Raw genomic sequence first — 14,098 nt, 5'->3', positions numbered from 1 at the left:
AAATAGTATTTCTTTTAACAAATTATTAACCAATACCCCTTAAACCATAGTCTATTTTTGTGGTCAAATTTGTTAAAAACTATATATGTATAGATTGTCCTTGGCCATGATAGTACTATTAGCCTTTTCGGTAGTATTATATGCCCAACATAAAAACCCAGTAGAAACTACATATAATATAAAAAAAGTAGAAGTATCCGGTAAAGTTATCGAAGATGAAACCAAGCAACCACTTGAATATGCTACAGTTTCTTTTTATAGCCATAAAGAAAAAAAGATTATTGATGGCACAATTACGGATATTAATGGTGATTTTCAAATAAAAATTTCAGACGGTATTTATGATATTAAAATCGAATACATTTCATATAAATCCCACGAATTAAAAAACCAGAACATTCAATCCGACATAAATTTAGGAACCATTTCTTTAGAATTGGATATAGCAGCTTTGGATGCCGTGGAGGTTATTGCCGAAAAAACGACTGTAGAAATACGATTAGACAAAAAAATCTATAATGTTGGTAAAGACCTTACCGTAAGTGGAGGAACTGTAAGTGATGTACTGGATAATGTACCATCGGTCTCAGTTGATATTGAGGGTAACGTAGCTCTAAGAGGCAATAATAATGTCCGTATATTAATTAACGGTAAACCTTCAGGGTTAGTTGGCCTAAACTCTACAGACGCTCTAAGACAACTTCCCGCTGAAGCTATTGAAAAAGTAGAGGTGATTACTTCTCCCTCTGCGAGATATGAAGCACAAGGAACTGCTGGAATATTAAATATCATTTTACGAAGGAGCAAACTACAGGGGTTTAATGGAGCAATAACCGCTAATGGTGGCCATCCAACTTCTGGTGGTATTTCAGGAAATACCAACTTTAGGACAAAAGATCTAAACTTTTTCAATACTTCAGCATATAATTACAATACATCCATAGGCCATTCCTATAATTATACCAGATATAATAACACAGGAAATTATGCAGATGAAATAAGGGATTGGGAAAACACAAGAAAAGGTTTGACTACAAATTTTGGCATAGAATGGTATATCAATGATTCTGCTTCTTTAACAACTTCTGTGGTTTATCGTGATAGTGATAATGAGCAAAATTCAACAAATGTATTAACACAGTTTGATGAAAACAGGGATTTAATAGGTGAAACTATTCGTTTAGATCCCGAATTTAGTGGTTCGAAAACCATACAATATGCAACAAATTTTACAAAAAACTTTGAAGAGGAAGGACATAAATTTACACTTGATTTTCAATATGAAGAAAACAACAACGATAAGTTATCATTGATTTTGACTGATGGTCTTAACACAGATAATCTTTCCACCATAGAAGATCAATCATCTATTTTATTACAAACCGATTATGTATTACCCATTGGTGAGAACAGTCAATTCGAATTGGGATACAGAGGGGATTTCAGTACAAAATCGACGGACTATGAAGTGGAAATACTCAATAACCAAGGACAATTCGAAATAGATAACAACCTATCCAATTTGTTCAACTTTAAACTTTATATTAATGCATTATATGCACAATATGGAAGCAAAATTGATAAATTCTCCTATTTATTGGGGTTGAGAATGGAGAACACTCAAACAACGATAGACCAACCTACGACAGGTGATTTTAAGAAGAAAAATATCACTGGATTATTTCCTACAATAAATTTAAGCTACGAATTTAGTGAAAAAGAAAGTTTAACACTTGGCTACAGTAGGCGTATTGAAAGACCACGTTCTTATCATTTAAATCCATTCCCATCCAGGACTAGTTTAACTAATATATTTCAAGGTAATCCAGATTTGGATCCTAGTTATTCATCTCTATACGATTTAGGTTATTTAAATCGACTTGACAAATTAACTCTTAGTTCCTCTATATATTTACAGCGTGAAAAAAATGAAAGCAATTGGATAAGCTATGAAACTGGAGAAATTGTAAATGTTAACGGACAAGATTTACCTGTGATTGCAAGATCTCCAGTAAATTTTGCAACAGAAAAAAGATATGGCTTTGAATTTAATGTAAGCTATACCCCTAACCGAAAATGGCGCATTAATACAGATTTCAACCTTTATAATAACATTTTGAAAGGCGAATTTAATGGTGTGAATTTTGATAATGAAAACTTAACTTGGAGAACAAGGTTAACCAATAAATATACTTTGCCAGGGAACATCGATTGGCAAACAAACCTTAATTATAGAGGTCCAAGCCAGGATAGCCAAAACAAAAGAGACGCTATTTTTTCGGCAGATTTGGCTTTTAGTAAGGATTTATTTAAGGAAAAAGCATCTGTTGTTGTTAATATAAGCGACATATTAAACAGTAGAAGATATAAAGGAGATATAAATACCGAAACTTTTTCAAGTAAAAGAGATTTGCAGTTTAGAGGTGGTAGAATTTTAAAAGTATCGTTTACTTATAGGTTCAATCAAAAAAAGAAACCGGAAAGATCTGGAGATGGTTTTGGTGGTGTAGACATGGAAATGTAACATAAAATCGTTTAGTAAAAATCATAAAAAAAGGGGGCTAAATTTTTTAGTCCCCTTTTTATATAATTAAAATACGTTTAAGAATTTAATCTCTTTGCTTTCTTTTCCTCCCTTATTTCCTTTAATCTTTCAATTAATGAACCTCCAATCCAGTAAGGAATTACAAAGGTTAATAAAAATATCATCAACCAAAAACCAATAGTTAATATGGTTAAAAATGCTAAAAAGCCTAAATATTGATCAAATTCGAACATAACTGTTAATATCTTTTTAATATGCCGCAAAGATAACGCAAAGCAATGTGTTTTACAATATCAAACTAAAATTTATTAACAGAGTTTTTCACTAGTTTAAATTAGGCTGTGGTGTTAATCGCAAATAAGGTTTAACTTCTTTAAAGCCTTTTGGAAATAAATCGGGTATGTCTTCTGTAGCCACGGCAGGCACAACAACACAATCATCACCATTATTCCAATTGGCTGGTGTCGCAACCTTATGGTATGCAGTTAATTGCAATGAGTCAATGACTCTCAATAATTCATCAAAATTCCTTCCAGTTGATGCTGGATAAGTAATAATTAACTTAACGGTTTTGTCAGGAGCTATAACAAACACCGAACGTACAGTTAATTGACTATCTGCATTTGGATGGATCATATCATACAACACAGACACCTTTCTATCCTCATCCGCTATGATTGGAAAATTTACAGTTGTTCCCTGTGTCTCATTAATATCATTTATCCAACCGTTATGAGATTCTATGCCATCAACACTTAAGGCCACAACCTTAACATTTCTTTTATCGAACTCTGTTTTGTACTTTGCTACAGTACCTAGTTCTGTGGTGCAAACAGGTGTATAATCTGCTGGATGCGAAAATAAAACACCCCAGCTGTTACCAAGCCAATCATGGAAATTAATATTCCCTTCTGTAGATTTTGCATCAAAATTCGGTGCTACATCCCCTAATCTAATTGTTGCCATAACGTAAATATTTATGCTAATTTTTATTCCTACTAAATTAGTATATTTTAAAAGATTGACAAAAATATTGTTGTTATATATGTGTTAAAACTCAACTAAAAAAACTAACAGATATCATAAAACAAAACGCATTAAAACAATTAACTTTGCAATTCAAAACTTAATCATTTTAACAATGAATTATAGAATAGAAAAAGACACAATGGGTGAGGTAAAAGTGCCTGCAGATAAACTTTGGGGAGCTCAAACAGAACGCTCTAGGAATAACTTTAAAATTGGAGCTTCAGCTTCAATGCCGTTAGAAATAATTTATGGCTTTGCCTATCTTAAAAAGGCAGCGGCATTTACTAATTGTGAGTTAGGTGTTTTACCAATTGAAAAACGCGATTTAATTGCTAAAGTCTGTGATGAAATATTAGCTGGCAAACACGATGACCAATTTCCATTGGTCATATGGCAGACTGGTTCTGGCACCCAAAGTAATATGAATGTAAATGAAGTAATAGCCAATAGGGCCCAACAACTAGCAGGTAAAGTAATTGGTGAAGGTGAAAAAGTAATACAGCCCAACGACGATGTTAATAAGTCACAGTCATCAAACGACACGTTCCCTACAGGAATGCATATTGCAGCCTATAAAAAAATAGTTGAAACTACCATTCCGGGTGTAAAACAATTGCGAGACACCTTAATGAAAAAATCAGAATCCTTTAATAATGTAGTTAAGATTGGACGCACTCATTTAATGGATGCTACCCCTTTAACTTTAGGACAAGAACTTTCTGGATATGTAGCCCAATTAGATCATGGCTTAAAAGCTTTACATAATACCTTGCCTCATTTAAGTGAGTTAGCTTTAGGTGGCACAGCTGTTGGCACAGGTTTAAATACCCCTAAGGGTTACAGCAAGCGAGTTGCTGAATATATTGCAAAATTTACAGCACTACCTTTTGTAACAGCCCCTAATAAATTTGAAGCTTTAGCTGCCCATGATGCTTTGGTTGAAACACATGGTGCATTAAAGCAATTAGCAGTTTCCTTAAATAAAATAGCCAACGACATTCGCTTAATGGCTTCTGGACCACGTTCTGGCATTGGGGAAATTATTATTCCTGCTAATGAACCAGGAAGTTCCATTATGCCTGGAAAAGTCAATCCCACCCAATGTGAAGCCTTAACTATGGTTTGCGCCCAGATTATGGGTAACGATGTTGCTGTGTCTGTAGGGGGGTTACAAGGTCATTACGAACTCAATGTCTTTAAACCTGTAATGGCCGCAAATGTTTTACAATCTGCACAGTTATTAGGAGACGCATGTGTTAGTTTTGATGTTAATTGTGCGATAGGTATAGAGCCAAATTATGATATGATTAAAAAGCTAGTTAATAATTCCTTAATGTTGGTAACTGCATTAAATACCAAGATTGGATACTATAAAGCTGCTGAAATTGCCAATACAGCCCATAAAAATGGTACTACACTTAAAGAGGAAGCCATTAATTTAGGTTACGTCACAGAGGAAGAATATGATGCTTGGGTTAAACCCGAAGACATGGTTGGTAGTTTAAAATAATTTTGTGTGAAAAATAAAAAACAGGCATTACTCAAGTCGATATTGCCTGTTTTTTTTGGTTGGTTAGCTATCAATCCTTTTAATCATAAAAAGAAATCGGGTTAAATTTATAGTTTAAAAAACACATTCTTGTTAACAAATGTTAATCCGTGTCAATTTTTTTTCTAATTCTGCTCAACTGTACTGGTGTAATCCCAAGGAAAGAAGCGATATGGTACTGAGGAATAATAGTATCTAAATTGGGTATTTGTTTACGCAACGCCAAATAGCGGCCTTTGGCATCCAATGAAATAAGTTCAACCAAACGTTTTTCATATTTTGTATAAACAACTTCCAAAACTTTTGCATAAAGTGCAGTGAGTTGAATGTTGTTTTTACATAATGTCATTAGTTTAGCATATTCTATTTCATATATTTTGCAATCTCCAAGGGTTTCAAAAACAAATAAGGAAGGTTTTTTTTTGATTAGGGCTGTTAATGAAGCGACAAAACATATTGGTAAATAAAAACTCTTATTATACTCTTTACCTTCTTCAGTTATTAAATAACATCGAATTAAACCAGAAACTAACATGTATATTTTAGTAGGAACTTCACTAAGTTTTACTAGCTGTGTGCCTCCAGAAACCTCCCTAAACTCAGAAATACTTTTTAGTTCTTCAAAAATATCTTCAGAAATATCAGTAATGGAATTTAAAAAGTCAAAGTTTTTGTTACTCATGAGTCCTGTTGAAAGTATTAAAACAACCTTTTAGATATTTATCTATACATTAGTTAAAGTTAGTGAAATTATTATATTGTTCCTAAATTTGAACTATTATTGATAGTTTTAAAATTAAAACATATAACACTATAAAATAACTACTCTAAATATCAATTAATGAAATTACTTATTGCTAATATAAAAGAACTTCTACAAGTTAGGGATAAATCCATAGAAATTTTATGTGGAAAAGATATGGGTATACTTCCTACAATAAAAAATGCCTATATATTAATTGTAAACGATCGTATTGTAAAATATGGTCCTATGTCTGAATGCCATAACATAGAAACAGACAAAACAATTGATGCAACTGGTAAACTTGTTCTGCCAACATGGTGCGATTCACATAGCCATATCGTTTATGCTGGTAATCGTGAACAGGAATTTGTAGACAGGATTAATGGATTAAGTTATGAAGAAATTGCAAATCGTGGTGGTGGTATCCTAAATTCTGCCAAAATATTAGGAAACACTAGCGAAAATGATTTGTTCGAGCAATCCATAAAAAGGGTAAATCAGGTTATTAAAATGGGAACGGGAGCCTTGGAAATTAAATCTGGCTATGGACTTTCTTTGGAATCCGAATTAAAAATGCTTAGGGTTATTAGAAAAATAAAGGATAGTGTTCCCATAAAAATAAAAGCTACTTTTTTAGGAGCTCACGCCCTTCCAAAAAAATTCAAGAATGATAAAAAAGGTTATCTACAACATATTGTAAGTGATATGCTTCCTGTGGTTAAGGAAGAAGGCTTAGCAGATTATATTGATGCTTTTTGTGAAAAGGGCTATTTTTCTTTGGAAGATACAGAACAAATAATGGTCGCGGGAAAAAATTACGAACTCATTCCTAAAATACATGTTAACCAATTTAACGCTTTTGGTGGTGTAGCACTTGCTGTTAAATACGGGGCACTTAGTGTTGACCATCTTGAAGAATTGAATGATGAAGATATTGAAGCCTTGAAAGGTTCAAAAACCATGCCTGTAGCATTACCTTCCTGCTCTTATTTCTTAAGCATTCCATACACTCCTGCAAGAAAAATAATTGATGCTGGTTTACCTTTGGCTTTAGCAACCGATTACAATCCAGGATCTACTCCAAGCGGTAATATGAATTTTGTAGTTAGCACTGCTTGTATTAAAATGAAAATGACCCCAGAGGAAGCTATTAATGCTGCCACAATTAATGGAGCCTATGCTATGGGATGTTCAACAGATTATGGTAGTATTAGCATTGGAAAAAAAGCCAACATAATAATCACCAAAGAAGTACCTAGCTATAACTATTTACCTTATGCATTTGGTGAAAACCATATTGATAAAGTTATTATTAACGGAATAGTTATGTAAAACCAAATTGTGTAACCACTTTAAATAAATAATACCCAAATTAAATAATATCGCTTATTAATATCATTTTACACTTAAAATAAAACTTACTAGTAAAATATGAGAAAAGAACAACGTCGAAAAGGCTGGAACGAAATCAAAACAAATGATTCTTGGGCTATTTTTAAAATTATGGGAGAATTTGTAAATGGTTTTGAAAAAATGAGTCAAATAGGTCCTTGCATTTCTATTTTTGGTTCTGCTCGCACAAAACCTGAACATAAATACTACAAATTAGCTGAGAAAGTGGCTAGAAAAATTGTAGAGTCTGGCTATGGAATCATTACCGGAGGTGGTCCCGGTATTATGGAAGCTGGAAACAAAGGAGCTCATTTAGGAGAAGGTACATCAGTTGGATTAAACATTGAATTACCTTTTGAACAGCATAATAACGCTTATATAGATCATGACAAAAGTCTGGATTTCGATTATTTTTTTGTTAGAAAAGTAATGTTTGTTAAATACTCGCAAGGGTTTGTGGTTATGCCTGGTGGTTTTGGCACATTAGACGAATTGTTTGAAGCTATGACGCTTATTCAAACTAAAAAAATTGAAAAGTTTCCAATAATATTGGTTGGCTCTGAATTTTGGGAAGGTCTAATACAATGGATCAAAGAAACATTACTTTTAAAATTTTCAAATATAAGTGTTACAGATTTGGATTTAATACACCTTGTGGACAATGAAAATGAAGTTATTGAAATATTGGATTCATTCTACAAAGAGTATCGCTTGAGTCCAAACTTCTAAGGTTTCAATTCTCTATAGTTTTATTGAATTAATAACACTAGAAGATATATTTCGCTATATTGCAATGCCTTGAAACAAATCGTTTACAGCCCAAATTTTAAAAAAAATTGAAACAAGATTTTCCTAGAATACTATTATTGTTTTTGCTTCCCTTTTTAGCGCTTTGTCAAAACAAAATTGATATAAAGGCTAAATTTGATGTTGAAAACAGACAAATATCCATAAAGCAACAAATTACCTATACCAACACTTCAAAAGACACTCTAAAGACCATTTTTTTAAATGATTGGAACAATAGTTATGCCACAAAAAAAACAGCCCTAGCGACAAGAATAGCAGATGAATATATAAATGATTTTCATTTGGCAAAAAATGAAGATCGAGGTTATTCTGTAATAACTTCTATAAAACAAAACAATCAAAACATAACCTATCAACAGTTAAAAGGACAAATAGATGTCGTTAAAGTAGATCTTAAAAAACCTTTATATCCACAGACATCCTATACTATAACCCTGCAATATCTAGTAAGAATTCCAAATGATAAATTTACTAATTACGGTATAACACCAGAAGGCGACATAAACCTAAAGTATTGGTATATCACACCTGCAATTTACGATGGAAAATGGCACTATTTTAGCAATAAGAACCTGGATGATTTATACATTCCAAAATCTAATCTCAGTTTAGAGATAGAATTCCCAAAAGCATATTATTTAACATCAGAACTAAATATTGACAATATACTGGAAGACACTGAGAAGAACCGTATAGTCAAGCTAAGCGGAAGTGATAGAATAAACACAAGGCTTTATTTAAATAAGACTAAAATTTTTGACAAAATTGAATCTAATGGGTTTTCACTAATTTCCAGTATTGATGATGAAGGTCTTGAATCTATAGATAAAGCAATTATAACAGATAAAGTTACCGAGTTTATCATCAAAAATTTAGGGGATTATCCACACGAGAAACTAATTGTTTCACAAATCGACTTTATAAAAGATCCTATTTACGGCCTAAACTTTTTACCAAAATTCATAAAACCCTATCCCAATCATTTTCAATATGAATTAAACCTATTAAAAATAGCTTTACATAATTATTTAGAAAACACATTACTTGTAAATCCTAGAAAAGATCAATGGCTATTGGACGCTATACAGATTTATTATTTAATGAAATATGTTGATGACCATTATCCCAACATGAAGTTTTTGGGCTCAATTTCAGGTTTTTGGGGTATCCGATCGTTTCATGCAGCTAATATGAAATTTAATGAAAAATATATGTTTGCATATATGCTTATGGCTAGAACCAATAGAGATCAGCCGTTAACAATGGCAAAAGATTCATTATTAAAATTCAATAAAAATATTGCTAATAAATATAAAGCAGGGGTTGGCTTAAAGTATTTAGATGATTTCATAAATTCCAATATAGTAGAAGAAGGCTTAACCGCTTTTTTAAATGAAACGAAACTAAAACCAACAACAACAAAGGCCTTTGAAACGCACATAAGATCTAGAACTACAAAAGATATCGATTGGTTTTTTACAGACTATTTAAATACACGAAAAAAAATAGATTTTAGAATTAAGAATGTCAAAAATAGTGATGATTCGATAACTCTTACTATTAAGAACAAACGTCATAACAGTATGCCTGTATCACTTTACTCGCTTAATAACGACAGTATTATTTCTAAAATATGGGTTGAAAACATTAGTGAAAGTAAAACCATTTCAATACCCAAACAAAACGTCAACAAATTGGTCTTAAACTATGAAAAAACTATCCCTGAAATTAATTTAAGAGATAATTGGAAATCATTGAAGGGGTTTTTCTTCAACAATAAACCGCTTCAGTTTAGATTAATTAAGGATGTTGAAGACCCACATTACAACCAAGTATTTCTACTACCACTTGCCGAGTTTAATAATATATACGACGGAATTACATTAGGTATGCGATTCTACAATACTGCATTATTAAGAAAGCGTTTTAATTATAAGATCGCGCCTAAATATTCATTTAGATCAAAATCTCTTACTGGAGCTGCCGCCATATCTATGGAACATTATTTTGAGAATAATAATTTATATTTATTAAACTACGGTGTTAGAAGTGGTTACACTTCTTATGCTGAAGACTTATTTGTTAGACAATTTATTCCCTCGGTTACACTAATGTTTAGGCAAAAAAACGATTTTAGGTCAAATAAAAGACAAGCTCTAATCTTTAGGTATGTAGATATAAACAGGGACAATGATCCAAATAACACATTAAGTTCATCAGAGCCAAATTACAGTATCTTTAATACAAAATACATCCATTCAAACGATAATTTAGTTCATTTCAACAAATGGTTTGTCGATTTTCAGGCTGCAAAGCACTTTAGCAAGCTATCTTTTAATTATGAATACAGGAAGCTGTTTGAGAGCAATAGGCAATTAAATTTGAATTTTTTTGCAGGAACTTTTATAACTAACAATAACGACCCCTCATCAGACTATTTTAGTTTTGCACTTGACAGGCCAACAGATTATTTGTTTGATTATGCATACTTGGGTAGGTCTGAAAGTTCAGGGATTTTTAGTCAACAGTACATTGATGCAGAAGGAAGGTTTAAATCGAAATTGGACACTCCTTTTGCTAACCAATGGATTACAACATTAAATTCCAGTACTACATTGTGGAATTATATTTTGGCTTATGGCGACATTGGGTTAGTAAAAAATAAGGGAAATACCCCAAAATTTGTTTACGATTCGGGTATTAGAGTCAATCTTGTAACCGATTATTTTGAAGTTTATTTTCCAATATACTCCAATTTGGGTTGGGAAATTGGACAACCTAACTATGATCAAAGAATAAGGTTTAAGTTTACTGTGGATCCGCAGGTCTTATTAGGTTTGTTTAGAAGACGGTGGTATTAGAATCTTTCAAAAATTGAATTATTATCTTTATTAATGATATTTTTTTAATAATTTTAAAAATAATAAGTAAAAATATTTAATTTTTTTATTATATTGATAATTATTTAACATGTCCAATAATTGCAAAAACAACAAACTTTAACTACATTTGCAACGCACTAGAACCAATATCTATGGACATCATTCCTGATTTAAAAAGCAACATTACTTTTGATGATTTTAAAGCTGAAGTTTTAAGTGATTATGCCATTGCTCTTAGAAGTAGAGAATGTAGTTTATTAGGTCGTCGAGAGGTTTTAACTGGTAAGGCAAAGTTTGGAATTTTTGGTGATGGAAAGGAAGTGCCTCAATTAGCAATGGCCAAGGCCTTCGAGAAAGGGGATTGGCGTTCGGGGTATTACAGAGATCAAACTTTTATGATGGCTATTGGTGAATTTACGGTAGAGCATTTCTTTGCCGGATTATATGCCAATACAGACCTAAACCTTGAACCCATGTCTGCAGGTCGGCAAATGGGGGGCCACTTTGTAACCCATAGTCTGGATGAAAATGGACAATGGAAAGACCTAACCAAACAATACAATTCTAGTGCCGATATATCCCCTACTGCTGGACAAATGCCTAGGTTATTGGGTTTGGCACAAGCTTCAAAAATCTATAAAGCCCTTACGGATATTGATACCTGCAAATTTTCAAATAACGGCAGGGAGGTCGCTTGGGGTACTATAGGTAATGCTAGTACTAGTGAAGGTTTATTTTTTGAAACCATCAATGCTGCAGGTGTATTACAAGTTCCAATGGTTATTAGTATTTGGGATGATGAATTTGGTATTTCGGTTCCTGCAAAATATCAAACTACTAAAGAGAATATTTCGGAAATACTTAAAGGGTTTCAACGTGATAAGAACAACAAAGGTTACGAGATTTTACGTGTAAAGGGATGGGACTACCCCAACCTTATTGAGACCTATCAAGAAGCGGCCAATATAGCACGAGAAGAACACGTACCTGTTATTGTTCATGTACAGGAATTAACACAACCTCAAGGACATTCTACTTCTGGTTCCCATGAGCGATACAAAACCAAAGAGCGATTGGAATGGGAAGTTGCATATGATTGTAACAGTAAAATGCGTGAGTGGATTATTGAAAGTGGTATTGCTACAAACGAAGCCCTTCTGGAATTGGAAAGAAGTATAAAAAAAGATGTAAGGGAAATTAAAAAAACGACTTGGGAAGTTTTTTTAGAACCTATACGCAAAGACCAAAAAGATCTTATTTTCCTACTAAAAAGTTTAGTTGAAGTTAGTGCCAACGGTGTGTTCATTTCAAAATTAATGGAAGAGTTGTCCAAAATCCATGAACCTTCTAGAAAGGACGTCATGTCTATTGCCAGAAAGGCACTCCGCTATACACTTGGTGAAACCTCAAAAGAGAAAAACAATCTGGCTAATTGGATTGATGGTGTTTTAGACGAAACCCAACCAAAGTTTAGCTCACACTTATACTCTGAAGCCAAGACTTCTGCTGTATTAGTTAAGGAAGTTAAACCCGTTTACACTGCTGATGAGGTAAAAAATGTAGACGGTAGAATTATTATTAGAGATAATTTTGATGCTATTTTTGAAAACCATCCTGAAGCTTTAATCTTTGGTGAAGATACGGGTAATATTGGGGATGTTAACCAAGGTTTGGAAGGATTGCAAGCTAAACATGGTGAACTGCGCATAGCCGATGCTGGGATTCGTGAAGCTACCATTGTAGGTCAAGGAATAGGCATGGCACTAAGAGGCTTACGCCCCATCGCAGAAATACAATATTTGGACTATGTATTATACGCCCTTCAAATTATAAGTGATGATTTGGCAACCTTGCAATACCGTACAAAAGGAATGCAAAAAGCCCCGTTAATCGTGCGTACTAGAGGTCATAGATTGGAAGGTATCTGGCACTCGGGATCGCCTATGGGAGGCATTTTAAATTTAATTCGTGGGGTATTTGTTCTGGTTCCAAGAAACATGACCAAAGCGGCAGGTTTCTATAACACCCTTCTTGAAGGTGACGACCCTGCTCTAATAATTGAATGTTTAAACGGTTATCGATTAAAAGAACGCATGCCAAGTAACTTAGCCGAAATAAGAACACCGATTGGCATCGTTGAAACGGTTAAAGAAGGCAAGGACATCACCTTGGTTTCTTATGGTTCAACACTTCGCATTGTTATGGAAACCGCCAAAGACTTACTAAGTGTTGGTATAGATGCAGAGGTCATAGATGTTCAATCTTTATTGCCCTTCGATTTAAACCATGATATTGTAAAAAGTCTTGAAAAGACAAACCGACTCATGATTATAGACGAAGATGTTCCTGGTGGTGCTTCGGCTTATATTTTGAATGAAGTATTGAATATTCAAAACGGATTTCAGTTTTTAGATAGCGAACCTAAAACGCTAACTGCAAAAGCGCATAGACCAGCCTATGGAAACGATGGCGATTATTTCTCTAAACCTTCAGCTGAAGATATTTTTGAAGCGGTTTACGACGTGATGCACGAATGCAATCCGACCCATTTTCCAAAGCTGCGATAGACAATTGTAATATAAATAAGATATACCATCACAACAGTGATGGTTTTTTTATATTTATCCTTCATACTAAAAATAAAATGAAAGCAGCAACACTTCGGGAAATTAAAAAGGAATTGAGCTTACATTCTCATGAAAATCTACAAGAGCTCTGTTTAAGGCTTACTAGATTTAAAAAAGAGAACAAAGAACTCCTTACTTATTTATTATTTGAATCTACTAACGAAGAAGCCTATATAAATAGTATTAGACGATATGTGGAAAACGAGTTTGAACTCATAAACAGATCTAGCCTGTTCTACATACGGAAAAGTGTTCGCAAAATTTTGCGTAACCTAAAGAAATATATCCGCTATTCCCAAAAGAAAGAAACCGAGGTTGAGCTATTACTTCATTTTTGTGAGCAATTAAAAGCCTTTCGTCCAAATATAAAGCGAAGCCAGCAATTGGTAAATACGTATACCCGACAAATTGCACTGATTAAAAAAACTGTTACTACCTTACACGAGGACCTACAATACGATTATAATTTAAAGTTGGAAGAACTAAACCACTAAATGTTTAAATTTGTTTGCCTTTTTG

The 14,098-nt window shown here is 33.2% G+C and carries 9 protein-coding genes; 7 read left to right on the top strand and 2 right to left on the bottom strand.

Annotation, left to right across the window (positions count from 1 at the left end; translation table 11 throughout):
• The first annotated feature begins 106 nt into the window (after positions 1-106).
• Positions 107-2,524, top strand: a complete 2,418-nt coding sequence (locus K7G79_RS01105) for a TonB-dependent receptor domain-containing protein (protein ID WP_223548335.1) — start codon at positions 107-109, stop codon at positions 2,522-2,524.
• Positions 2,525-2,869: 345 nt separating this feature from the next.
• On the opposite strand, the gene K7G79_RS01100 is transcribed toward K7G79_RS01105, so the two are convergent.
• Positions 2,870-3,511, bottom strand: coding sequence for a peroxiredoxin (locus K7G79_RS01100; protein ID WP_223548333.1), 642 nt, complete (start codon positions 3,509-3,511; stop codon positions 2,870-2,872).
• A gap of 175 nt (positions 3,512-3,686) precedes the next feature.
• On the opposite strand from K7G79_RS01100, the gene fumC reads away from it, so the two are divergent.
• Positions 3,687-5,084, top strand: a complete 1,398-nt coding sequence (gene fumC / locus K7G79_RS01095) for a class II fumarate hydratase (protein WP_223548331.1) — start codon at positions 3,687-3,689, stop codon at positions 5,082-5,084.
• Between the two features lie 142 nt (positions 5,085-5,226).
• Here the strand turns inward: fumC and K7G79_RS01090 are convergent, their stop codons facing one another.
• On the bottom strand, positions 5,227-5,805 hold the full coding sequence (locus K7G79_RS01090) for a Crp/Fnr family transcriptional regulator (protein ID WP_223548329.1): 579 nt from the start codon (positions 5,803-5,805) through the stop codon (positions 5,227-5,229).
• A 159-nt stretch (positions 5,806-5,964) separates the two neighbouring features.
• Between K7G79_RS01090 and hutI the strand changes: the two genes are divergently transcribed.
• From hutI to K7G79_RS01065, 5 genes are all read left to right on the top strand, one after another.
• A complete protein-coding gene (hutI, locus tag K7G79_RS01085) occupies positions 5,965-7,200 on the top strand; it encodes an imidazolonepropionase (RefSeq protein WP_223548328.1) in 1,236 nt (411 codons plus the stop codon).
• A 99-nt stretch (positions 7,201-7,299) separates the two neighbouring features.
• Entirely contained in the window at positions 7,300-7,989 is a 690-nt protein-coding gene (locus K7G79_RS01080; RefSeq protein ID WP_223548326.1) for a TIGR00730 family Rossman fold protein, read from the top strand.
• Positions 7,990-8,096: 107 nt separating this feature from the next.
• Entirely contained in the window at positions 8,097-10,931 is a 2,835-nt protein-coding gene (locus K7G79_RS01075) for a metalloprotease (RefSeq protein WP_223548324.1), read from the top strand.
• Between the two features lie 173 nt (positions 10,932-11,104).
• Complete coding sequence (locus K7G79_RS01070) at positions 11,105-13,519, top strand: thiamine pyrophosphate-dependent enzyme (RefSeq protein WP_223548323.1); 2,415 nt, start codon at positions 11,105-11,107, stop codon at positions 13,517-13,519.
• Positions 13,520-13,596: 77 nt separating this feature from the next.
• Positions 13,597-14,073 carry a hypothetical protein gene (locus K7G79_RS01065; protein ID WP_223548321.1) on the top strand — a complete coding sequence of 159 codons (477 nt, stop codon included), beginning with the start codon at positions 13,597-13,599 and terminating at the stop codon, positions 14,071-14,073.
• The last annotated feature ends 25 nt before the right edge of the window (positions 14,074-14,098 follow it).

This window comes from Aestuariivivens sp. NBU2969, assembly GCF_019931125.1.
GTDB classification, from domain to species: Bacteria; Bacteroidota; Bacteroidia; order Flavobacteriales; family Flavobacteriaceae; genus Aestuariivivens; species Aestuariivivens marinum.
This window is presented reverse-complemented; position numbering and strand designations above follow the sequence as displayed.